At 56.5% G+C, this 23,288-nt stretch carries 24 protein-coding genes; 6 read left to right on the top strand and 18 right to left on the bottom strand.

All coding sequences use genetic code 11. The annotated features are described in order from the left end of the window. The first annotated feature begins 19 nt into the window (after nt 1-19). Together LG300_RS03850 and LG300_RS03845 are read left to right on the top strand one after the other, a co-directional pair. Nucleotides 20-1,549, top strand: coding sequence for an ATP-binding protein (locus LG300_RS03850; protein ID WP_404377089.1), 1,530 nt, complete (start codon nt 20-22; stop codon nt 1,547-1,549). Next, on the top strand, nt 1,549-2,202 hold the full coding sequence (locus LG300_RS03845) for a response regulator transcription factor (protein ID WP_404377979.1): 654 nt from the start codon (nt 1,549-1,551) through the stop codon (nt 2,200-2,202). Before LG300_RS03850 ends, LG300_RS03845 begins: the two co-directional genes overlap by 1 nt. 37 nt (nt 2,203-2,239) lie before the next feature. On the opposite strand, the gene LG300_RS03840 is transcribed toward LG300_RS03845, so the two are convergent. After that, entirely contained in the window at nt 2,240-3,121 is an 882-nt protein-coding gene (locus LG300_RS03840) for a L,D-transpeptidase family protein (protein ID WP_404377978.1), read from the bottom strand. Between the two features lie 349 nt (nt 3,122-3,470). On the opposite strand from LG300_RS03840, the gene LG300_RS03835 reads away from it, so the two are divergent. Then, nucleotides 3,471-3,938, top strand: coding sequence for a PRC-barrel domain-containing protein (locus LG300_RS03835; RefSeq protein WP_404377088.1), 468 nt, complete (start codon nt 3,471-3,473; stop codon nt 3,936-3,938). 122 nt (nt 3,939-4,060) lie between these two features. Here the strand turns inward: LG300_RS03835 and LG300_RS03830 are convergent, their stop codons facing one another. The 3 genes from LG300_RS03830 to LG300_RS03820 all read right to left on the bottom strand — a co-directional run bounded on the left by LG300_RS03830 (nt 4,061) and on the right by LG300_RS03820 (nt 6,257). After that, nucleotides 4,061-4,483, bottom strand: coding sequence for an OsmC family protein (locus LG300_RS03830; RefSeq protein WP_404377087.1), 423 nt, complete (start codon nt 4,481-4,483; stop codon nt 4,061-4,063). Nucleotides 4,484-4,595: 112 nt separating this feature from the next. Next, nucleotides 4,596-5,465 (bottom strand): flagellar motor protein MotB, encoded by an 870-nt coding sequence (locus LG300_RS03825; RefSeq protein WP_404377086.1) that lies wholly within the window; start codon nt 5,463-5,465, stop codon nt 4,596-4,598. A 3-nt stretch (nt 5,466-5,468) separates the two neighbouring features. Then, on the bottom strand, nt 5,469-6,257 hold the full coding sequence (locus tag LG300_RS03820) for a MotA/TolQ/ExbB proton channel family protein (protein ID WP_404377085.1): 789 nt from the start codon (nt 6,255-6,257) through the stop codon (nt 5,469-5,471). Between the two features lie 209 nt (nt 6,258-6,466). Between LG300_RS03820 and LG300_RS03815 the strand changes: the two genes are divergently transcribed. Beyond that, the gene (locus LG300_RS03815) at nt 6,467-7,372 is read left to right on the top strand and encodes a DMT family transporter (protein ID WP_404377084.1); all 906 of its coding nucleotides are present in this window, start codon (nt 6,467-6,469) and stop codon (nt 7,370-7,372) included. Here LG300_RS03815 and LG300_RS03810 read toward each other — a convergent pair. The 6 genes from LG300_RS03810 to LG300_RS03785 form a co-directional block, all read right to left on the bottom strand. Further along, entirely contained in the window at nt 7,326-8,168 is an 843-nt protein-coding gene (locus LG300_RS03810; RefSeq protein WP_404377083.1) for an MOSC domain-containing protein, read from the bottom strand. The two genes, LG300_RS03815 and LG300_RS03810, sit on opposite strands and share 47 nt — an antisense overlap. A gap of 87 nt (nt 8,169-8,255) precedes the next feature. Further along, complete coding sequence (gene gntR / locus LG300_RS03805; RefSeq protein ID WP_404377977.1) at nt 8,256-9,251, bottom strand: gluconate operon transcriptional repressor GntR; 996 nt, start codon at nt 9,249-9,251, stop codon at nt 8,256-8,258. Between the two features lie 79 nt (nt 9,252-9,330). Beyond that, complete coding sequence (locus LG300_RS03800; protein ID WP_404377082.1) at nt 9,331-9,861, bottom strand: gluconokinase; 531 nt, start codon at nt 9,859-9,861, stop codon at nt 9,331-9,333. A 12-nt stretch (nt 9,862-9,873) separates the two neighbouring features. Next, entirely contained in the window at nt 9,874-11,154 is a 1,281-nt protein-coding gene (locus LG300_RS03795; RefSeq protein WP_404377081.1) for a TRAP transporter large permease, read from the bottom strand. A 5-nt stretch (nt 11,155-11,159) separates the two neighbouring features. Then, entirely contained in the window at nt 11,160-11,786 is a 627-nt protein-coding gene (locus LG300_RS03790; RefSeq protein ID WP_404377080.1) for a TRAP transporter small permease, read from the bottom strand. A gap of 72 nt (nt 11,787-11,858) precedes the next feature. Then, nucleotides 11,859-12,932, bottom strand: coding sequence for a TRAP transporter substrate-binding protein (locus LG300_RS03785; protein WP_404377079.1), 1,074 nt, complete (start codon nt 12,930-12,932; stop codon nt 11,859-11,861). A 523-nt stretch (nt 12,933-13,455) separates the two neighbouring features. On the opposite strand from LG300_RS03785, the gene yghU reads away from it, so the two are divergent. Both yghU and LG300_RS03775 read left to right on the top strand, forming a co-directional pair. Then, nucleotides 13,456-14,316 carry a glutathione-dependent disulfide-bond oxidoreductase gene (gene yghU, locus LG300_RS03780; RefSeq protein WP_404377078.1) on the top strand — a complete coding sequence of 287 codons (861 nt, stop codon included), beginning with the start codon at nt 13,456-13,458 and terminating at the stop codon, nt 14,314-14,316. Between the two features lie 23 nt (nt 14,317-14,339). Then, nucleotides 14,340-14,570: a DUF2798 domain-containing protein gene (locus LG300_RS03775; RefSeq protein ID WP_404377077.1), complete on the top strand. Its 231-nt coding sequence runs from the start codon at nt 14,340-14,342 to the stop codon at nt 14,568-14,570. 418 nt (nt 14,571-14,988) lie between these two features. On the opposite strand, the gene LG300_RS03770 is transcribed toward LG300_RS03775, so the two are convergent. The 8 genes from LG300_RS03770 to LG300_RS03735 all read right to left on the bottom strand — a co-directional run bounded on the left by LG300_RS03770 (nt 14,989) and on the right by LG300_RS03735 (nt 23,231). Then, the gene (locus LG300_RS03770; protein ID WP_404377076.1) at nt 14,989-15,306 is read right to left on the bottom strand and encodes a DUF6693 family protein; all 318 of its coding nucleotides are present in this window, start codon (nt 15,304-15,306) and stop codon (nt 14,989-14,991) included. An 89-nt stretch (nt 15,307-15,395) separates the two neighbouring features. After that, nucleotides 15,396-15,920 (bottom strand): DUF421 domain-containing protein, encoded by a 525-nt coding sequence (locus LG300_RS03765; protein WP_404377075.1) that lies wholly within the window; start codon nt 15,918-15,920, stop codon nt 15,396-15,398. Nucleotides 15,921-16,027: 107 nt separating this feature from the next. After that, on the bottom strand, nt 16,028-17,032 hold the full coding sequence (locus LG300_RS03760; RefSeq protein ID WP_404377074.1) for a lipid A deacylase LpxR family protein: 1,005 nt from the start codon (nt 17,030-17,032) through the stop codon (nt 16,028-16,030). A 188-nt stretch (nt 17,033-17,220) separates the two neighbouring features. Then, complete coding sequence (locus LG300_RS03755; protein ID WP_404377073.1) at nt 17,221-17,760, bottom strand: YaeQ family protein; 540 nt, start codon at nt 17,758-17,760, stop codon at nt 17,221-17,223. Nucleotides 17,761-17,882: 122 nt separating this feature from the next. Beyond that, on the bottom strand, nt 17,883-18,656 hold the full coding sequence (locus tag LG300_RS03750; protein WP_404377072.1) for an enoyl-CoA hydratase-related protein: 774 nt from the start codon (nt 18,654-18,656) through the stop codon (nt 17,883-17,885). A gap of 117 nt (nt 18,657-18,773) precedes the next feature. After that, a complete protein-coding gene (locus tag LG300_RS03745; protein ID WP_404377976.1) occupies nt 18,774-19,670 on the bottom strand; it encodes a 3-hydroxybutyryl-CoA dehydrogenase in 897 nt (298 codons plus the stop codon). Next, complete coding sequence (locus LG300_RS03740) at nt 19,619-21,277, bottom strand: acyl-CoA synthetase (RefSeq protein ID WP_404377071.1); 1,659 nt, start codon at nt 21,275-21,277, stop codon at nt 19,619-19,621. Before LG300_RS03740 ends, LG300_RS03745 begins: the two co-directional genes overlap by 52 nt. A gap of 157 nt (nt 21,278-21,434) precedes the next feature. Then, nucleotides 21,435-23,231 (bottom strand): acyl-CoA dehydrogenase, encoded by a 1,797-nt coding sequence (locus LG300_RS03735; RefSeq protein ID WP_404377070.1) that lies wholly within the window; start codon nt 23,229-23,231, stop codon nt 21,435-21,437. Between the last annotated feature and the right edge of the window lie 57 nt (nt 23,232-23,288).

Here is a 23,288-nt window from a genome sequence, read left to right as displayed (position 1 = left end):
CCATAAGCGATACGTGTTCATGAGCGATGGGAGAGAAGCCGCCCTGGCGGCAAAAGTGGCCGCCCTAGAGGCGCGCAACGCCGCGCTTGAAGAGGAGAAGCGCCACTACCAATGGCTGGCCGAGAGCACAACGGACCTGATCTCCCGTCACGCCCGGGACGGCACGTTTCTGTATGCCTCCCAGGCCGCGCGGGAGCTGCTGGGCTACGAGCCAGACGAGCTGATCGGCGTCTCCGCCTATCAGCTGTTTCATCCGGCGGATTTGAGCGACCTGCTGAATAAGTCGCCACGAGTGTACTACCACGATGGCTTCTATCAGCAAACCTACCGTTTCCGCGCCAAGGCTGGCCATTACGTATGGTTTGAAACCACCAGCCGCACCCGGCGCGATGCCACCACCGGCGAGTTATTGGATATTCTGTGTGTTTCTAGGGATGTGGGGCGACGTATCCAGGCCGAAGCCACTCGCGAGCGTCTGGCCCAAGTGGTCGAGTCCACTACCGACTACGTGCTGTTTTTAGGGCCGAACCAGCAGGTATTTAGCGCTAACGAAGCCGCCCGCCGCTGCTTTGCTCTGCCCACGGCGTCGCCCACCGCGCTAAGCACGCTTTACCAAGAGGAGTCGCTGCGCCTGCTGAACGAAGTGGTGTTTCCCGCTGTCGAGCGCTACGGCTCATGGAGCGGCGAGCTGGATATGCGCAACAACAGTGGAACCGTGCCGGTACTTAGCGTGGTACTGGCCCACCGCAGTCGGGGCGCCGAGCCGGGGCACTTTGCGTTAGTTAACCGCGATATTAGCGCCCGCAAAGCCGCCGAAGCCCAGGCGCGCCGCCACCAGGAGCAAATCGCCCACGCCAACCGCTTGGCCGCTGCAGGCGAACTTGCCTCCAATATCGCCCACGAGCTGAACCAGCCCTTGGGCGCGATTGCCAACTACACCAGCGGGGCGCTGCTCAAATGCCAGCAGCAGCCCCCTCCACCCGCCAGCGCGCTACAACTTCCGCTTGAACGCATTGACGAACAGGTGCAGCGGCTTGCCCAGCGGCTACGCCACCTACGCAGTTTTGTGCGTAAGCGTAGCCACCAAGTGCGGCCCCTGGTACTGTCGGAGGTGGTCGCGGCCGCCTGCCAGCTATGCGAATGGCAGTATCAGCAAGCGTCAATTGCCCTGACGCCGCAGCTCCCCAACGGCCTACCGCGTATCTACGCCGACCCGATTGCTCTGGAACAGGTTATCGTTAACCTGCTGTTAAATGCGCTTACCGCTAGCCGCCGAGTTAATACTGCCAAAGCGGTGTATATCAGCGCCCGGAGAAGCGGCCAGCGCCAGGTCACCTTAAGCGTCGAGGATGAAGGGCCTGGGGTGGAAGAAGCTCACCGCGATACGATTTTCGATGCCTTCTTTACCACCCGCGACGAAGGGCTCGGCATGGGGCTGGCGATCAGCCGCACGCTGGTGGAGAGTATGGGAGGCGCGCTCTCCCTACGTACCGATAGCGCCCAAGGCGCCTGTTTTGAAGTCTCACTACGTACGGAGACCGACGCGTGATGCTGTCATCCACTTCTCATTCACTCCCTCCCACCGTGATCGCTGTAGTCGATGACGATCAGGCGCTGCGTGAATCGCTGGTATGGCTGCTGGAATCCGTGGGGCTAACCACCCGCGCCTTTGCCAGCGGCGACGCCTTTTTAGCCGCCGCCCATGACGCGTTTGGCGCGCTACTGCTGGATGTTCGTATGCCGGGCATGAGCGGGCTGCAGGTGCAGCAGCAGTTAGTCGACCGGCACGCCAGCCTGCCGATCATCATGATGACAGGGCACGGCGACGTGCCCATGGCGGTGGCGGCGCTGAAAAACGGCGCCTTTGAGTTTATCGAGAAGCCTTTTAACCATCAGCAGCTGATCGAAGTGGTACAGCGGGCGTTAAGCAGTGCCGGGCAGCAACATCAGCGCAAGCAGGCACTAGCGCAGCTACGGGCGAGCTTTGAGGCGCTGCGCCCGAAAGAGCAGCGTATTGTGGTCCATGTGGCAGAGGGCATGACCAACCGTGAAATTGCCGGTCATATGGGCATTAGCGCCAAAACCGTCGAGGTTTACCGGCTGCGTGCCATGAAGGTGATGGGGGCGGCGAATGTGGCCGAGCTGGTGCGTCAGGCCGTGGCGCTGTCGCTGGTGCCCGCGCTACTGCCTGACGCTGACTAAGCCATGATTCGTTACGTCATGATCAGCTCAGCCATAATTAGCTCAGCGGCACGATTCGGCCGTTGGCATCTTCCAGCACGCGGCTGACCTGTTCGTAGTTCGCGCGGCCTTCGCCTTCGTGCTCTTCGATAAGACCGATCACGTTGAGCAGTGTTTCCATACCAAACGCTTGCTCATCGGTTGCGGTGAACGCTTGAATGTAAGCGTCTCCATCTGCCCCCCAACCCAGCTTAATCGGGGCATCGATAATATTGACTTTCGTCCCTACCGGCACCCGCCAGAACACCGCCTCGATATCCTCGGGGTACATACGGATGCAGCCACGGCTGGCACGCATCCCGATTCCATCCGGCTGGTTGGTGCCGTGAATCAGGTAGCCGGGGATGTCCAGCAGAATAGCGTACTCCCCTAGCGGGTTATCCGGCCCTGGCGGTACAACCTCCGGGGGAGGGTCGCCACGCTCGGCAGCCTCGCGGCGAATCGACTCTGGCGGGTACCACGCCGGGTTCTCCAAGCGCATGGTCGTTTCTGTAATGCCTAGCGGCGTGCTGTAAGCATCACGCCCGATACCAATAGGGTAGGTTTCTACCCGAGGCGCCTCCCCCTCCTCTACCTCAGGGTAGTAGTACATACGCAGCTCGGCCACGTTAATCACGATGCCGGTGCGGGGCTCGTCGGGGAGAATAAATTGGCTGGGAATGGTGACTTCGGTGCCCTCGCCAGGTAGCCAGATACTGACATCCGGGTTGGCCATACGAATCTCTTCATAGCCAACGCTATGTTCTCGGGCAATATCCAGCAGCGTATCCTCTGCGCTGGCGGTCACGGTATAGTTCTGCCCCACTATATTGCCCTCTTCTGGTAGCAAAAAGTGGCCTTTTGGCAGCTCGGCTTCGCTGGCTAATGCCCCTGATGCCATCAGCCATGCGCTAAGCGCCACCACGACGTTTGCTACACGGTGCTTAACATGATGAATCGTTAAGAAATATTCAACCAGGGTCATGCATTCTCCTTTTTTGCCTTACCGAAGGTAGCGTTGATATTAGTTAAGTGTTCGTTGGCTATATTGCAAAACAGGGCACAACATCTACCTTGAGAAGTGTCGCTACACAGCGAAGTGCGGGGCAATTATGCCTCTATCACTGCATTAACGACAGGAAGGAGCCGTAGCGCGTGGCCTAACAATTAGCGTCACGTTAACACTACGACGTTATTTAGGAATTAACAGGCTGGCTGTTAAGACCTACATGAACACGCAAGGAGCAGCAATGATGAAACCGACTTTTCTCAGCACGCTGATTATTCCGGCTTTAGTGGCAACCTCGGGTATCGCTCTGGCCAACGAAGCCAATGAAGAAGGCAACGTTAAGGAAGCCTCCTATCTCTCCCATGCACCGCAAGGCACCTTCCACTCGGACTCGTTAACTGGCAACCAAGTACGCAGCAGCGTTGAAAACGATGAGGATATCGGCACCATCAACGACCTGATTATTGATGAAGACGGCAAAATCAATGCGGTTGTAGTTGGTGTTGGCGGTTTTCTGGGAATGGGTGAAAAGAACGTCGCCATCGAATGGGAATCACTAGAACTGGTTAAAGAAGAAGACGGCGAAGATTACGTGATTTCGGTGAACGCTTCCGAAGAGGCCTTACAGGAAGCCCAAGAGTACCAACGCAACGACGATGAAGGCCTACATACGGAGCGTGACACCGAAATGAACAATAGCCAAGATTAATGGTTTAGTCTCGGTAGCCCATTGGGTTGCCATTGCTCGCAAAAAAGGGCCTTGCCACTCGGCAAGGCCCTTTGGGTAGGACGCTGCCCGAGGGCGGCGCCCTAGATATTCACCTTGCCGTATTAACCTTTCAGCTTGGCCGACATAGTAATATCGGCATTGAGCACTTTTGATACCGGGCAGTTAGCCTTGGCGGTTTCAGCGGCCTCTTGGAAAGCGGCCTCGTCGGCACCGCTTACGCTCGCTTCTACATCCAGATGGATACTGGAAATATCGAAACCTGCATCGCTTTGCGACAGCGTTACCCGTGCGTTGGTGTCAATGGCTTCCGCTGTGTAGCCCTTTTCACCCAGAATCATGGAAAGAGCCATGGAGAAACAGCTGGCGTGGGCCGCACCGATGAGCTCTTCGGGATTGGTACCAGGCTCGCCTTCAAAACGCTGCTTAAAAGAGTAGCCTGCGTCTAGTACGCCACTCGCTGTGGCAACTTTACCTTGCCCATCTTTAAGTCCACCTTCCCAATGTGCGCTTGCTTTACTATCCATTCTGTTCTCCTTTCCTAGGCTAGTTTGCTTCTCACAGGGAAAACGCAGTTATGCGCTCTGTGCCCATTTAGCGTAGCTGAATCTTTGCACCGATTCTATTGACGCTAGCAAATCACTGTAGCGATGCCGCGACAAGCGGTTCCGCCGACTGCACTGGGGCTGGCTGCAGCGACGTTAGGGGGCGCTCTTCGCGTTCTTCAAACGGGGTGCTGGCATCAATCGTGAGTTCTACGCGGCGGTTCAACGCACGCCCTTCAGGCGTATCATTGGTGGCCAGCGGACGGGTTTCAGCGAAGCCTTGAATCATGAGCCGCTCCTCTGACAGTTCTCCAGACTCTGCCAACACATTCGCTACAGAGGCAGCGCGCATGGCGGAAAGGTCCCAGTTACTGCGAAACTGAGCCGTATCGATGGGCACATCGTCGGTATGGCCCTCAATAGACACCATACCGGTTAAGTCCTCTAGTAGGATTGCAAGCTCTTGTAACAAGCTAGCGAAGGCAGGGGTCACTGTCGCGGTACCAGAGCTAAAAGTGCCATACTCCGCAATTCGCACTACCACGCGATACTCATCAACTTCAATCTCTGCCACGCCGTCTGGCAGTGAAGACTCCAACAGCGACTCTATACTGTTAGCCACCTGCAAGACTCGCTGGCGCTGCTGCGCTTCAATTATGCTGCGCATCGACTCTAATTGAGGTTGGTTCTGCATGGTGCGCTGGCGCACCTCCTCAAGCAAAGTACGGTCAGGCGTTGCTGGAGAAAAGTGCTGAAGGGCTGCGCTGGTGCCCATAGGCACCTGCATGGCTTCTATATCCCGCTGCACGCCAAAGGCCTTTGAAAGCTCATCTGCAACACGGCGAAACTTCTGTGCATCAATTTCAGCAAAGGAGAGTAGGAGTACAAAAAAGCACAGCAGCAGTGACATCAGATCGGCATAGGTCACCATCCAGGCGGGAATATTGGTCTGTTTCTGTGCCATAACTTATGTCCGTTTGCCTGCTGCGGCGCGCCCTTCGCTGCCCTCTTCAATACGGTGTTCGGGGGGGAGATAAATGGTTAGCATTTGCTCAAGTACACGGGGGTTCTTATCGCCTTTAATGGCTAAGAGTGCGTCAATCCACAGCTCCTGCATCTTAGCCTCCTGCCGCATACGCACCCAAAGTTTGTCTGCCAGAGGGATTGCAATCATGGTGGCAATCATCGCGCCATATAACGTAGTAAGTAGCGCGACCGCCATAGCAGGGCCGATGAGGGAAGGGTCGCCCATATTGGAGAGCATCTGCACAAGCCCAACCAGCGTACCAATCATGCCCATAGCAGGAGAGACTTCACCGAGCGCAGAGAAGACTTGGCCACCTGCTTCGTTGCGCTCTAAGGTGAGTAAACGCTCCTTCTCCATCATTTCTTTTATCATGTCGGCGCTAAATCCGTCCGCTAGCATTTGCAGGCCTTTTTTTAGAAACGGGGAGCTCACCTCTCGGCTCTCCAAGGCAATCATGCCCTCGCGGCGGGCAACCTTAGAAAGCTCTACCAGCTCGTCAATACTCTCTTGAGTCCTGGGTAGCTGAAACTTAAACGCCCGTGCCGCCGCTTTAAATGCAAACTTAAACTGCGTGAGACTAAACTTAGCTAAAACAACAAAGAGACTTCCGCCAACCACTAGCAGCAGCCCAGTAGGGTTCATAAATACTTCGGGCGAGGTCCCCATAATCACAGAGGCACCTACCAGCACGGCAGCCCCTACCAGACCAATCAGCGTTGCGAGATCCACGGCGCTTCCTCAACGAGTCAACAAAGCCATTTTACGAATAGCTGGGACAGTAGAGACTCCTGCCACAAGCGTCAATGTTGAATTAGTATTATCACAAAAGTTGACAAACTCGCCCTCTTCCCAATAAGCCTACTTCGCTTTTTGTCACTTTATCGCTAAGCTAACGGCTAACTTAATAAAAAAAGCCGTTATCTACATAAGGATACGCCATGTCACCGGCCGATGCGCTGCGCCTACTGCTGCTCTCCTCTTTATGGGGGCTGTCGTTTATTTTTATGCGCGTGGCATCACCGGAGTTCGGTGCCGTACCGTTAGTGTTGGTACGCATGGGGGTCGGAGCCTTATTACTGGTACCGCTGCTGTTGAGTCTGCACTACCTGAGGCTTATCTGGCAGCACAAAGGGCCGCTTCTGCTGCTGGGTATTGTTAATCATGTCCTACCCTTCTCGCTCCTGGCGCTGGCGACTACACGCTTAGAGGCGGGCTTTACCTCACTGATTAATGCCACCACGCCGATTTTTACGGCACTTTTAGGTGCCGCCTTTTTTGCCACGCCGGTGCAACGTCAACAATACATAGGGTTAGCGCTAGCACTGCTGGGGGTGTATGTGCTCTCGGCAAATCGGCTGGACTTTGGTTTGGGCGGCGACGGCTGGTTTATTATCGCCGTGTTAGGCGCAACCTTTTGCTATGGCATTGCAGGTAACTACTCTAAAACGCGCCTAAGTCATTTGCCAACGCGAGTGCTGGCAGCTGGTAGTAGCGCCATGTCGGCATTGGTATTACTGGTGCCCGGTGTACTGCTTTGGCCAAGCGAGCCAGTTAGCACGCTGGCTTGGGGCAACGCGTTGGCACTGGCCATGCTCAGTACCACGCTAGCGTTTCTGCTCTACTTTGGGCTGTTGGCAAGCGCAGGTGCCACTGCGACTTCAACGGTAACCTTTTTAGTCCCCGTTAGTGCTCTGCTGTGGGGCTACCTACTACTGGATGAAACCCTAAGCCTTCAGGTCGTCACGGGCATGGTGATTACCCTATTGGGCACCGCGATTGCCACCAAGCTACTGCGCTTTAAGCCTCGCGGGGCGTTACAAACACAGCATCCCCCACACGAATGACACTGCCCTCTCCTGCCGTTAACGTGGCGTTTTGGCCGAAATGCGCGCCTTTTAAATGGGGCTGAGTATTCAACGCCAAGAGCGTTTTCAGTGGTTCAGCCTGAGTAGGAATTGTGCCGGTTTGCTGATCCACAGTGGTGATTTTGCAACGCTGGCAGGGTTTGCGCAGGGTTAGTCGGCAAGCGTCGGTGGCCAGCGTTGCCCAGCGATCCTCTGCCCAAGCGTCATCGCACGCCACCACAATATTGGGCCGGAAGCGGTTCATGGGAACCGGTGGGTTCCCGCCTGCTACCAGCGCTTGGTTCAAGGCATCCAGCGAGCCGGTGGTGGTGACCAAAAAGGGGTAACCATCGGCAAAGTAGGTGTGAGCTTCGCCACCTGCCAGAAAGTCCTCTTCCACCGCACGGGTGAACGCAGTCGCAAAGCGTACCAGGCTGATACCTTTGGCCTGCTCGCCCAGCGCGGTCTCCAGCCATGCGGAAACCGCTTCGCTCTCCGCCAGCGCTTTACAGTGGTCGTCCCATACCGAGACTAACCGTAGATTGCCCTGGGGCTCTTCTAAGGAGATGGAGATAGGCGCCACGGCTGGATGGGAAAGCACAAGCGAATCCGCCGTTAGCGCTACCGACACCGTCGCCAATGCGGGCAGCTGGCGCTGGGTGACAAAGCGCTGGTGGGCATCCACCAGCATCCAGCGGCGGTCCCAGGCGAGGCCGTGGGCATGGATCTCGCTTTGGGTCACATCAATCCCCTGCAGGGATTTCACCGGATAAACCGTTAATTGGGTAATCTTCACAGCGGCCTCGCACGCTCGGGCGTCATAGGATAAAACGCTAGCCTAACGAGGTTATCGTAAGCAGCCAAACAGTTTTTAGGATGGGCGCTATAGCGTTTTACCCGTTTCGATACGATACCCCAAATCCACCACTTTCTGCTCCAGCGCTTCGCCACGGATCCGCGCTAGCAGGGCCTTTGCGGCGGCTTCGCCAATTGCCTTACGGGGCGTGACAACGCTGGCAAGGCGAGGCGTCATTGCCTGCCCAACATCGTGCCCGTGGAACCCGGCAATCGCTATGTGTTCGGGTACACCGATACCTTGGCGTAAACACTCGAAGTAAGCGCCCACGGCCACGTCGTCATTGGTACAAAAAATAGCGTCTGTTTCTGGGTAGTTACGCTGAATTTCCTGCATCAACGCAGCCCCCACGGTATAGGAGGAGCGCTGGCTGCTCTGCAGCGTCACGGGGGGTAGCCCATGCTCTTCCATGGCTTGACGATAGCCCAGCTCACGCTGGCGGGTACGTTCATCCAAACGCACGGCCAAGTAGATAACTTGGCGACGGCCGCGGCGAATCATCTCACTGACCATGTCGTAAGCGGCGCGAACGTTGTCGTAGCCCACCGCCTGCTGCAGCGGCGGACGGTGGGTATCCATGATCTCGACAATGGGAATACCCGCCGTTTCCAGCATGCGCAGGCTGCGCGGCGTGTGGTCACGGTCGGATAGGATCACACCGTCAACGTTATAGGAGAGCAGCGAGGCAAGGCTGCGCTCCTCGAGCTCTTGACTGTAGCCGTAGTGGGAAAGCATCAGGTGGTAGCCGGCTGGCTCGGTGTAGGCTTCGATCCCAACGATGACATCAGCAAATACCTGGTTGGTCAGCGAAGGAACCAACACCCCAATCGAGTGGCTGGTAGCACGGGATAGCAGGTCTGGGGCGCGATTGGGAATGTAGCCAATCTGTTCGGCAATGCTAAAAATACGTTCACGAAGCCCTTCAGAAACCGTCTCGGGGTCGCGCAAACAGCGGCTGACGGTCATCTTGGTGGCACCAACACGGTCAGCAATATCTTGTAATGTAGGGCGTTTTTTCTTCAATGGCGGCGCTGCCTTATACAATGGATGGCGATCGGGCCCTACCATAGCGAATCGCATGGCCCATCGCCTATCCCTTCCTTTAGCCTATTGAGCGGCGCGGCTCGGGTGCCAGTGTGGCGATAAAACGCTCCACTATCTCGTTAGGTGCCAGACTAATAGAGAGCGTGACCGCTTCATCACCAGCCGGGGGCTCTAAGTCCGCTAGCTGGCTCGCCAACATGCTATCGCCCTTAAAGAAGTGCCCGGCGCGGGTTTCTAGGCGCTCGCGCAGCAACTCATGGGTGCCTGCCAGGTACAGGATACGCAGAGCGCTATCCCCTTCCCGCAGGCGATCACGGTAGCGCTGCTTCAAGCCGGAACAGGCAATCACCACCGACTCATCCCGCGCCTTGTAATCGGCAAATAGCTCGGCCAGGGTCGACAGCCAGTCACGGCGGTCATCGTCATTCAGCGGTGTACCGCTAGCCATTTTGGCGACATTAGCGGGCGAGTGGTGATCATCGCCATCGATAAAGGTGGCCCCTAAGGTAGCCGCCAGCTGGTGACCCACATGGGATTTCCCCGACCCAGACACCCCCATGACGAGAATACGATGTGAATAAGTAGTCACTCGTGTCTCCTATCAGTTACCGCGAACAGCGGTGAGGTCAGGTAACCAAGTCACAATGCTTGGGAAGGCAATTAACACCACCAGCACGACCAGCAGCGCGGCATAGTAAGGCAGCATGGCTTTCACCAGCGACTCCATAGAGACTTTGCCGACGCCACACCCAACATAGAGGCAGGTGCCCACCGGCGGCGTTAGCAGCCCAATCCCCAGGATGAAGGCCATCAGCACGCCAAAGTAGGCGGCATCTACGCCGACTGAGGTGACGATGGGGGCCAGCATTGGTGCCATAATCACCATGGCGGGAGTAAGGTCCATCACAAAACCGACGAGCAGCAGGAGTGCCGCCACAATCAGCAGCAGCAAGAACGGCTCCTGGGTAATGGCCTGTACCTGACGCACCAGCGTTTGCGGAACCATGTTAATGGTTAGGAACCAGGCAATGACGGTGGCAAAGGCCAGCAGCATCATCACCATACCCGTCAGCCTTGCAGTACGAATCAGCATGCCCACAAGCTCAGTAAGCTTAAACTCGCGGTAAACCAGCAGCGAAATTGCCAGCGAGTAGAGCAGCGCAGCTACCGCCGCTTCCGTCGCGGTAAAGATGCCACCAATGATACCGCCAATCACAATCACTGGTAGCACCAGGGCCAGCCAAGCATCTTTAAAGGCTTTCCACAGTACGTCCCAGCGGAACTTACGCACGCCGCCGCCCTGCTTACTGGCCAGAATAAAGGTAGTAGCCATCAATGCAGCGCCAATGAGCAGCCCAGGTACAATGCCGGAAATAAACAGACGACTAATGGAGGTTTCGGTGACGATGCCGTAAAGAATCAACGGAATAGAGGGCGGAATAATAATACCGATCACCGAAGAGACCGTATTAATCGCCGTGGCATTGGCCGCGGTGTACCCCTGCTGCTTCATGGAGGGAATCATCATCGAGCCGGTGGCAGCCGTGTCGGCCACCGCAGAGCCGCTAATACCGCCGAAGAACATCGAGCCGGTAATCGCCACTTGGCCAAGGCCGCCGCGCATAAACCCTACCATCGCGCCAGCCAGCTCCATCAAACGGCGCGCAATGCCGCCGTTACTCATCACCTCACCAACGAGAATAAAGAACGGAATTGCCAGCAGAGGGAAGCTGTTCACCCCGCGGATGGACTGCTCAATCATGATGGAGAGCGGAATATCAGAGAGCACCGCCATCACCAGCGCAGCCACTCCCAAACCAAACGCAATGGGCAAGCCAATCACAATCGAGACTAATAAAATAGCGAGAAAAATCCACAGCATGGCGGTCACTCTCCTTGCGATTTAGCCGATGGGCCGTGTGGTTGAACAATAACGCGCACGCTCATCCATACCCGCCACAGCGATACCGCAGCGATAAAGATGACGCACAGCACGAGGGAAAGACTGACCAAACTGAGCGGCACACCCATGATGGCGGAGCGACCGCTTGAGTGGGCCAATACTTGATAACCGCCCCACACCATCACCAGCATAAGGCCGGAAATAATCAGGTGCTGTAAGCAGTAGAGCATGTGCGCAAAGCGCAGCGGTAGACGCCGCACCAGCGCATCCACGGCAATATGTTCATAGCGGGCAAATGCCGCTGCCGCACCAATGAACACCAGCCAGATAAACAGCATACGCGCCAGTTCGTCGACCCACGGTAGCGAGTGGTTGAACAGCGAGCGCCCCACCACGTTGCTGGACACCGCCACAATCAGCGCGACTAAAATCGCGCCAATCAAATACTCCATACCAAGCGTTAACCAGCGAAAGAGTGCCGGTCCTTGGCGCGTCTCTGTATCAATTTCCAGCAGTTTGCGATTGGGGTCGTCTAAATAGACCGACGGATCTTCAAACGCGGGCGCATCCAAAGAGGGTTCTGCGTTGGGAGGTGTAGAGGAGGATGTCATAAGAACTCCAGGGGGCACTGACAAGTCGGGCAGGCACAATGGCCTGCCCGATGGCGCGCTAAACGGTGCGTATTAGTTGCTGCTTTCTTCAACAATCTGCTGGATTTCAGCGATCAGCTCTTCGCCAATGCGCGGCGCCCACTCTTCGTAAACAGGCTGCACGGCTTCTTGGAACGCTGCCAGCTGCTCATCGCTCAAGCGAGTAATTTGCATACCACGGGCTTCTAACTGCTCACGCGACCAGTCATCGTACTCAGAAGAGAGCTGGATTTCGTACTCAGCGGATTGACGGGCAGCTTCCAGCACCAGCTCTTGGTACTCGGGGGCCAGACGGTTCCAAGTGCGCTCGGAGAGCATCATGATGAACGGCGTGTAAACGTGGCGGGTTTCGGTGCCGTAGTCCTGCACTTCGTTGAAGTTAGAGGTCAGAATGGTGCTCCAGGGGTTCTCCTGGCCATCCACGACGCCCTGCTCAAGGGCAGAGAACAGCTCGCCAAACGCCATCGGCGTGGGGTTAGCGCCCAATGCTTCCCAAATCGCCAGATGAACCGGGTTCTGCATGGTACGTACGCTCAGACCACGCACATCCAGACCGGCAACGTCTTCCGGCGATTCAACGGGGCGTGCGCTGTTCGAGAGCTGGCGGTAGCCGTTTTCAGAGAAGGTCAGCGCTTTTAGCCCAGTACCTTCAAAACCATCCAGCATCTCTTGGGCAACATCGCTCTGCATAACGGCAATCGCCGCTTCACGGCTGGGCAGCAGGAACGGCAGGTCAAATACAGCCAGCTCCTCTACATAGCTGGTGGTAGCCGAGCTGGAGGGATAAGTCATGTCCAGCGTGCCCGTCTGCAGCATCTCCATCATCTGAACATCGTCACCCAACTGGCTATTGGGGAACACGTTGACCGTAATGCGGCCTTCGGTGCGCTGCTCAAGAATCTCGCCAAAATACTGGCTGGAGAGAAACTGTGGAGAAGTTTCAGAAAGGCCGATGCCCATCCGTAGGGTGTGGCTACCGTGGTCAGCCACGATATCCCCATCAATGGCAGGCGGGTCGGAAAGTTCGGGGCTTTGGGCGTGGGCCATGCCAAAAGTGAGGGTGGTTGCGCCAACTAGAGTAAGCGTGCTGCGCCAAATCGCTGTCATGACGTTATCTCCAAACATTCGTTGTTGTTGATTGCTAGGTGGTTAATTGCCGGCTGCTGACTGTTGCAGGCAGGTGCGGCTACCTTGTCATTGAAGGCTATCGATTCAGTGTGGCTGCTTTTGCTAACCCTCACATTGTTACCGGTAACATTCATGAGGCAAAGGCTAGCGACCGCTTGGCACGGTGTCAAAACAAAACTGCCGACTTAAGACCAACGTCTAGGTATAACCACACACTCACTGGAAAAGCCAATATCTAAAGCGCTAGCCACCGGCAGTGACGGCACTCACCCTAAACAGCTATCTTCCACTGGCTGCTATGCCTGCATCCAAGGGGTGTCACGTCCATACACAATAAAGACAAGTTGTCTATTGGCAGCTAAACCGACTATTAGTAATTATTATTTTACAGGCTAACGATTTACCCTTGTACATACATGTTACGCCCCCATAGAGCAGAGATAACCCTTAGATTAGGCGGTTGCACTGCTCTCTTTTTCACCTATTTAACAGCGAGGCTACCATGAGCGACACGACCTACACGCCACCACGGGTATGGAAGTGGGAACCGGGTAACGGCGGCAAGTTTGCCAATATCAACCGCCCCGTGGCGGGCGCAACCTATGACAAAGCGCTACCGGTTGGCAAACACCCGCTACAGCTTTACTCGCTTGCCACCCCCAACGGGGTCAAAGTAACAGTGATGTTGGAAGAGCTGCTGGAAAAAGGCATTACGGCAGCCGAGTACGATGCGCATCTGATTCAAATCGGTGAAGGCGACCAGTTTGGCAGCGGCTTCGTTGAGGTTAACCCCAATTCTAAGATTCCTGCGCTGATGGATCACAGCGTCAATCCGCCACAGCGTGTGTTTGAATCGGGCGCCATCCTGCTTTATCTCGCCGAGAAGTTCGGTGAATTTCTGCCTTCAGACCCTGCCAAACGTACCGAATGCCTCTCTTGGCTATTCTGGCAAATGGGCAGCGCACCGATGCTAGGCGGTGGCTTTGGTCACTTCTACGCCTACGCACCTGAAAAGTACCAGTACCCCATTGACCGCTACACCATGGAAGTAAAACGCCAGCTAGACGTGCTGGATCGCCACTTGGCCGACAACCGCTTTATGGCAGGCGATGAGTACACCATTGCCGATATGGCGATTCACCCTTGGTACGGCGCGCTGGTGAAAAACCGCGTGTACGAAGCAGCCGAGTTCCTAGAGGCGCACACCTACACCAACGTGCTGCGCTGGACAGAGGAGATTGATGCCCGCCCAGCGGTACAACGTGGCCGCATGGTAAACCGCACCTGGGGCGAACCCAGCGAGCAGCTTCACGAGCGCCACGATGCCAGCGACTTCATCGAGAAAACCGAAGATAAGCGTTAATTCACGTATTAGGAAAACACACGATGTTCGATCCGAAATACGCCCAGCTGATATTTTCATGCCTGATGGCACTGTTTATGTCATGCATTATGTCGCTGGTGATTACGCTGTATAACGTGGGGTTCGTGGAAGGGATCGTGATGGTTTGGCTCAAAGCATGGCTTTTTGCCTTTGCCGTCGCGCTACCGGTGATTAACTTGGTTTCCCCCATCGTGCGGCGATTGGTGAAGCTACTGATCAAGCAGCCACACTAATGCCACCCACTCACAGAGAGTCTCATAAACTAAACGGGGCCTGCTCATCGCAGGCCCCGTTGTTATGTGGCGTCATGCCATCGCACGTGACGTGCTCTCTGCGTTAAAACTGATAACGCACATTCGCCGTGACGCTGCGACGGTCGCCGTAGCCACAGTCACCGCCGTCATAACGGCACCAGGAAACATACTCTTCATCGGTGGCGTTTTTCAGATCCACCGAGAAGTCCCCACCATCGCATCGTAAAGCGTGCTAGAGGGCACCACCGGCGCACCGCCAGAGCCAACGTTATCACCAACGTAGCGAACGCCTGCGTCAAGCCCGCGCACTTTGGCGCTGTCGCCACGGGTATCAAAGCCAAAGTTACCGGCATAAACAAGTCGTTAGGCAATACAGGCTTGGAAAGTGGTGCTGTTATTACTGCAGGCGAGAGTTGTTCAGCGAGTAGTTCCATACCCGGTAAAAGTAGAAAATATAGCCAAGCCCCAAGGTGAGAAACGAGATCACCATCCACAAAATGATATGGCCGATATTACTGAAAATATTGATATCGCAAACCATTTTCCGCTCAACGCCCGTGGCGTTATCTACCACGCTGGTACGGTTGATCACGAAGCGGGCAAAGGAGTAAGGGAAGAAAAACAGTGCAATGCCGAAGGTCACAAGGGTCAGCAGCACCCAGATCAGCAGATGGCCAATAATATCCAAAATCGAGAGATCAGCTTTGATGTTCACGGGTTGCCCTTACGCGGTGAGAAAGGGGCGCAGATTACCACTGTGCTCGCTGCCCGTGAATGGCCTATAGCGCTTTGGCCCAACACCTACTACTGGCTTTTAGGGCCGCGCACCCCCGTTAAGCTAGATTCGCTTTCCCCACCGCGCTTCACCACGCTTAACGAGCCGTCAGTTTCCAGTACCACTGCCTGCGCAGCCTCTAGGCTTAACAACCCGCTGCTACGTACGGCGGAGCGCACTTCGTCTTGGGTAACCCGCGCCTTGTGCAGTGAAGCGAGCAATAACTCACCATCATAAAGCAGCATAAGCGGTTCGCCTGTAACTACCCGCTTCACCCAGCCCACACGCACACTGAGCCACGTAATGATGAACTGCAAAGAAATTAGCAATCCTAGCGCCAGAGTGCCTTCCGCCAAGGCCACGTTTTTCGACAGCAGTACTGTCGCCAGCGTGGAACCCAAAGCCACGGTAACAATAAGATCAAAGGCATTCATTTTAGATAGCGTGCGATTGCCTGAAATGCGCAAAAACGCGACCAACACGGCATAGGCAAGCACCCCAACCACCAAAGTGCGGGCTAAGCTTTCCCAACTGCTAAAAAAGACCATGTCCATATATACTCGCTCCTAAGGGATGAAAGAGGCGTATCTTCCATTGCTCAGGGTAGCAACCATGGTTTAGGAGTGCGACGCCCACAGCTGGGTACAGCAGGTAACAGGGATTAAAAGCGCTTGGTCAGCATCACTACACCGAACTTATCCTGCTCCTCTTGGCCGTCGAACTCGCGGGTGCGCTGCAAGGCAGCGTAGGTTATCTGCCACTCTTCCCAAGCCAGTGCCACCCCAGCAGAGGCTTCGGCCACCCACTCGTTACGGTCTACCGAGTGACTATTTCTGAAGGTATTGCCATCCAGCGTTAAATTCTGCGCCATATAGTAGCCCTCCAGATTTGCGAACAGGTACCACTGCCAACCACTATTGCCATTCATCTGGTGGCGGTTGCCAGGATTAGGCGTCAACGTGGGAATACCCTGGGCATCGTCGCCCCAACGGACGCTGTAACCGGCGCTGGCATAGGTATACAGGTTACCAAGCGCTACCCCAACACTGGGGCCGTGGGAAAACTGTTTACCTGCCATTGAAATATCGTGCCACCACTGGCGGCGCATGGTCAGATTGACGATTGCCTCATCACCCAACTGGTTTTGCCAACCACGCGGCCGGTCACTGTCAGTCAATCGGTGCACTTCCCGCTGAATGCTATCCGCCTGCGAAGAAGGCCCCACTAAACCAATATCCAAATGTAGGTCTGTAGCCTGCTGCCACTGGCCAGCCGGTTTGTCTTCGTAAAGCGACACACCGCCATACACCAAGCCAGCATAAGGCCGGCCATCCTCAATCAGACGGCGGCGCTCAATCACATTAGGGGTATAAATTTGATGCACTAATCGGTAGGAAGCGCGATCAGCTTGACTGATGATGCTATCCGGCAACGCTGCCGCTAAATGCTGAGTCCAGCTTTGAGGTTTGGGGGTAAACATCCAATTCAGCTCGAAACCACTGGTGAAGTGGCCGTCATCGCTGCTGGCTAACCCATCATTTTCTAGCTTGACGGAAAGCGCACTCTCATCAGCTGCTGCCATAATAGGCAGTAGGCTAAGCGGCAATACAAACGGCACTATTTTCTTGCTAAATACGGCTCTGCGACATACAGCAGGCGTCATCATGGCTCATTCCTTGAGTTAGTCGCTGTGCAGGTATGTATCTATCAATCGAGGACAGCAAACATGGCTGATTGTATGTAATCATGCAAATAGATAGCAAGCTACTTGATGGCGTTCACTCACCTGCCCAGCATTATTTTCCTATCACGCACGCACTATTGGCACGTCAGTAAAACCTAGCACAAACTCGCCTACCGCTCCCGTAATAGCCACTGTGGCGTAATCTCATGCTGGCCGTTTTCGTCGGTGATAAAGAGAGAACCATCGCTAATCATCACCGCCCAGTTAATCGCCCGGGGCAAATCTGCTGCCACGGTGGATAGCGCCTCTTGGGGCAGCCCGGCCACGTGGACATTTTTTAACGAGGCGACAGCGGGCAGCACCTTATTCTCCCAAAGGTCTACCCGGCCATAGGCAAGTAGCGATACCCGTTCGGCCCGCCGCGAACACCAGGTCAAACGCTCGGCATCGGGCAGGCCTACCTCAATCCAGTGCAACACCCGGCCATCCAGGCTTTTTTCCCACAAGGCGGGTTCATCTACATCGGACAACCCGCGCCCGAATGCCAGCGATTCGCTGTACCAGAGGATATAAGCAATCAGCCGCGCACACAGTCGCTCTTCGGTTTCTGAGGGGTGGCGGGCCACGGTAAAACGCAGCGTCTCGTAGACGCTGCGATCAAGATCGGTCAGGTTAACATCGACTTTGTAAGGGGTAGCACTTAGCGCCATGGGAGTATCTCGTGAAGAAATTAGCGCCAGTGTAGCGGATTTACGTCATCGCCGCGCAGCTATGCGCCTTTCATCCCCAGTGCGCTCACTGCCCATTTCGACTTGACCATAACCGAAGCGATTTAGAAGTTGGGCTTACGCTTCTCAACGAAGGCGCTCATGCCCTCTTTCTGCTCCTGGCCTGCAAAGCAGAAGGCGAACAGGCTGGTTTCGAGCGCCAGGGCGCTATCAAGGTCTTGGTCCATGCCGTCGTGCACAGCCTGTTTGGCACCGCGTACCGACTGCGGCCCGTTGCCTTTGAGCTGTTGGGTAAGCTCTTCGACGTAGTTCTCAAGCTCTGCCTGGGGCATGACACGATTGACGAGGCCAATACGCAGCGCTTCGTTGGCGTCGATTTTGCGACCGGTAGTGACTAAGTCAATCGCCATAGCGGGGCCGACTCGGCGCGGCAGGCGCTGGGTGCCGCCAAAGCCTGGGATAACCCCTAGCAGCACTTCCGGCTGGCCGAAGATGGCGTTGTCGCTGGCCACTGCCCAGTCGCAGGCCAGCGCCAGTTCGCAGCCGCCGCCAAGGCAAAACCCGTTCACCAGCGCGACCACCGGCACGGGCAGCGTTTCGAGTCGCTTGATGGTGCGCAGCGCCTGACTGGCAAACGCGCGGGCCTCCTCGGGGGTCTTATCACGCATTTCGGTGATGTCTGCACCTGCCACAAAGGATTTTTCACCGGCACCGGTAATCAATACCGCACGCAATCCAGGATGTGACTCAAGCTCGATTAAATGAGCTTCTAAAGCGCTTAGCACCTCGCTATTCAGCGCATTCAAAGCTTTGGGGCGATTAATAGTGAGGCGCACTACGCCGTCGTTATCAACCTTCTCGATCACTGCGTCGCTCATGGTGGCTCCTTAGTTGTTATTGCACAGGGAAGTAGTGACCACTCAACCCTAGCGAACGCTTGGTTGGGTGGCAATCACTTCTTTTGTCGCGCTTCTTCGGCCAACGCCGTTTGTTCATCACTCGTAAATATAGAACCCACGGCCACTCTTACGGCCCAGGTAGCCTGCGGCCACCATTCGCTTAAGCAGCGGGCAGGGGCGGTATTTGGGGTCGCCAAAGCCCTCCTGCAGCACCTCCATAATCGCCAGGCACACATCCAGGCCAATCAGATCCGCCAGCGCCAGTGGCCCCATAGGGTGGGCGGCGCCTAGCTTCATGGCCTCATCAATGGCCTCCGGCGTGGCGGTGCCCTCCTGCACGATGAAAGCAGCCTCGTTAATCATCGGCACTAGCAGGCGGTTCACGGCAAACCCTGGGGCGTCCCCCACCGGTACCGCAGTTTTGCCCAGCGCTTTGGCAAGCGCTTCAATACGCGCCACGGTGGCATCCGAAGTTTGCTCGGCGCGAATCACTTCCACCAGTTTGAGTACCGGCACTGGGTTGAAGAAGTGCATCCCTACCACCCGCTCGGGGCGCTCGCATACCGCGGCTAGGCGCGTTAGCGAGAGTGATGAGGTGTTCGAAGCGAGAATGGCATCGCTGCTTAAATGGCTGAGGTCGCGGAACAGCTTCTCTTTTAGCGCGGGCTGCTCGGGGGCCGCCTCGATGATGACACTGCAGTCGCTCAGTGCATCCAAGGCGGTGGTGGTAGAGAGTCGAGCGAGCGCCTCCTGCTTCTCTTCAGCGGTCATCCTCTCTTTCGCAACAAGCTTCTCAAGCCCTTTATCGATAGCGCCTTGGGCGCGGCTAAGCTGCTCATCGGCGACATCGTAAAGCCGCACGCTAAAACCACTGGCGGCGACGACCTGGGCGATGCCTTGCCCCATGGTACCCGCGCCGACTACCCCAATCCGTTGTTCACTCATTGCGCTTCCCCTGACTGGTGCTGCTTGGCTTCTTCGCGCAGCACGAATTTTTGAATTTTGCCCGTGGAGGTTTTCGGCAGCTCGCTAAAAATCACCGTTTTAGGCACCTTAAAGCCTGCCAGCTTCTCTCGGCAGTGGGCGATGATATCGGCCTCGGTAATTTCGCCGTAGCCAATCTTTAACTTAACAAACGCACAGGGCGTTTCGCCCCACTTCTCGTCCGGCTTAGCCACCACCGCCGCCTCTTCGACCGCCGGATGGCTGTAAATGGCATCCTCTACCTCAATAGTGGAGATATTTTCGCCGCCAGAGATGATGATATCTTTCGAGCGGTCTTTAATCTCGATATAGCCATCGGCATGCCAAACCGCTAAATCACCGGTGTGGTACCAGCCACCTTCCAATGCTTTTTCTGTGGCCTCGGCGTTTTTCAAATACCCCTTCATGACGTTGTTGCCACGCATCAGAATTTCGCCAATGGTTTGACCATCTTTCGCTACCGGCTCTAACGTCACCGGGTCAGCCACGCAGAGCGCTTCCAGCATGTGGTAGCGCACCCCTTGGCGAGCTTTAATCTTGGCGCGGGATTCTAGCGGTAGCTCGTTCCAGGCCTCGCGCCAGGCACACACGGTCACCGGGCCGTACACCTCGGTAAGCCCGTATACGTGGGTGACTTCGATGCCCAGCTTCTCCACCCCGGCAATCACCGAGGCGGGCGGCGCGGCTCCTGCGGTGGTCACCTTCACCGGATGATCGAACACCCGCTTTTGATCGGCCGGCAGGTTCACCAGCCCATTGAGCACAATCGGCGCGCCGCTGAAATGGGTGACGCCCTCTTCGGCAATAAGGTCGGTGATACGTTTAGGATCGACTTTACGCAGACACACGCTAACGCCCGCATTGGCGGCAATGGTCCAAGGGAAACACCAGCCGTTGCAGTGGAACATCGGCAGCGTCCAGAGATACACTGGGTGGTGGGGCATGGCCCACTCGAGGATATTACTCACCGCATTCAGGTAAGCACCGCGATGGTGATACACCACGCCTTTGGGCTTGCCGGTGGTGCCGGAGGTGTAGTTCAGCGAAATCGCCTGCCACTCGTCGCTGGGCAGCCGGTAGGCGTATTCAGGGTCGCCCTCGGCCAGCAGCGCTTCGTACTCCACCTCACCGATGCCTTGGGTATCACCTAAGAACTCCGGGTCGGCCACGTCAATAATCAGCGGCTTGCTGTCTAGCTTTTCATCCAGTTTAGCCACGGCATCGCGAATCACCTCGGCAAACTCAGGGTCTACCAGGATGGCTTTGGCTTCGCCGTGGGCCAGCATATAGCTGATGGCATCAGCATCGAGGCGAATGTTGAGCGTATTCAGCACGCAGCCCGCCAGCGGCACGCCGAAGTGGGCCTCGAACATCGCGGGAATGTTGGGCAGCATGGCGGCCACCGTTTGCCCCGGCTGAATACCGCGTTTTTCCAGCGCCGAAGCGAGCTGGCGACAGCGTGTCCAGGTCTCGGCCCAAGTGCGTCGTGTGGTGCCGTGTACCACCGCGGGGTAGTCTGGGTAGACCGCTGCGGAGCGCTCAATAAAGGTGAGCGGCGACAGCGGCACGTGGTTCGCTACCGTGGGTGGTAAGTCTTGTTCAAAGATAGAGGTCATGATCGGTGCCTGCACTCTTGGTGTTATTAACGTGGATGTTATTAACGTGGGTGTTGTTATAGAAAGCTTTGTTATAGAAAAATTTTGTTATGGAGAGTTTTGTTACTAGGGATTCATGACCACCACCGCCGCCTCAAAGGGCGGCGGTGGTGGTTAGTTAGTAAGCGGCGTGGCTATCAAACTGGCTGAAGCACTGCCAACCCGCCTCAATCACCGCACGCTGGGCGCGGCCCACCGGCAGCCATTGGTAAATAGCAAATTCGGCGCTGCATAGCTTGGTGCGGTAAAAAGGCTCATCGCTGCCGTTATTGAGGGCGTGATGGGCATGTAGGGCCGCCATGCCCATTTGCCATGCACACAGCACATGCCCCGCTAAATTCAGCAGCGGCGTGGCATAGGCCTGTACCGCGTCGGGGCCATGTTCCGGGTTACTGCCCTGCTCTAGCACCACGGCCATCGCAGCGCCCAGGTCGTCGGCTCCGGCAGCCAGCGCACTTCCCATACCCGCCAACGCAGTCTCGCCACGCAGCGCTTCAGCGGTTTTATGCACCTCATCCAGCAGTGCGGAGAGTGCCGCGCCGCCGTCTCGCTGCAGTTTGCGGCCCGCTAAATCCAGCGCCTGGATGCCGTTAGTACCTTCATAGATAGGCGCGATGCGGGCATCGCGCAAGAGCTGGGCCGCGCCGGTCTCTTCCACATAGCCCATGCCGCCGTGCACTTGCACTCCCATGGAGGCGATATCCACCGCTTGGTCGGTAGAGAAGGCCTTCACGATCGGGATCAACACGTCGGCGCAGGCTTGCGCGGCTTGGCGTTCGGCGTCGCTCTCTGCGTGGCGAGCAATATCTAACTGCCCTGCACAGTAGAGCGCCAATGCACGCAACGCATCGGTGCGGGCGCGCATGGAGAGCAGCATGCGGCGCACGTCAAAGTGGTCGCTAATGGTGCACTCACTGCCGCCCCGCTGTTTGGGCAAACGGCCCTGGGTGCGGTCGTGGGCGTAGGCAAAGGCGTGTTGGCAGGCGCGCTCGGCAACCCCGATGCCTTGCACGCCGACCTTATGGCGCGCCTCGTTCATCATGGTGAACATATGGTTCAGCCCGCGCCCCTCCTCCCCGACGAGGTAGCCCACGGCACCACCATTTTCACCAAAGCTGAGGGTGCAAGTGGGCGAGCCGTGAATACCGAGCTTGTGCTCAATCGAAGCGCAGGTGACATCATTACGCTCGCCGAGCGTGCCGTCGTCGTTGACCAGAAATTTGGGAACCAGGAACAGGGAAATGCCCTTATTGCCTTCCGGGGCATCGGGCTTGCGGGCAAGGACGAGGTGAATGATATTCTCGGCGGCGTCGTGTTCGCCCCAGGTGATATAGATCTTTTGGCCGCTAATGCGGTAGTGATCGCCTTCCGGCACGGCCTTGGTACGCACTTTGGAGAGATCCGACCCCGCTTGGGGTTCGGTAAGGTTCATGGTGCCGGTCCAGGAGCCCTCGACCAGTTTGGGCAGGTAGGTGGCTTTTAGCGCATCGCTACCGTGGTGGGCCAGCGCCTCAATGGCACCGGCGGTGAGCATGGGGCATAGCCCCAGGGCCATATTAGCGCCGTGGAGCATCTCTTGCACCGCACTGGCCACGACTTCTGGCAGGTTCTGCCCGCCTAGTTCTTCAGACACGCCAATGCCGTTCCAGCCGCCCTCGACATAGGCGTGATAGGCGGCGGCGAAGCCTTCCGGCGTGGTCACGCTGCCATCTGTATGGCGTTTAGCCCCCTGGCGGTCGCCAACGCTATTGAGCGGGCCCCACACATCGCCCGCCAGCTTCGCGGCCTCTTCCAGCACAGCCTCAACGAGATCGGGTGTGGCCTCTTCAAACCCCGGCAACGCCAGAGAGCGGTGCGCTAACATCTCTTCGAGTACAAAGCGCAGATCGCGGACCGGCGCGGCATAATAATTCATAGCAAAACCTCAGGCAGACGCGGTGGAGTAGCAAAACCCCTAAAATAGTAAAAACAC

It is taken from the genome of Vreelandella aquamarina (genome assembly GCF_044805175.1).
Lineage (GTDB): Bacteria > Pseudomonadota > Gammaproteobacteria > Pseudomonadales > Halomonadaceae > Vreelandella > Vreelandella aquamarina_B.
The sequence above is the reverse complement of the archived record's forward strand: the minus strand, read 5'-3'. Positions and strand labels throughout refer to the sequence as shown.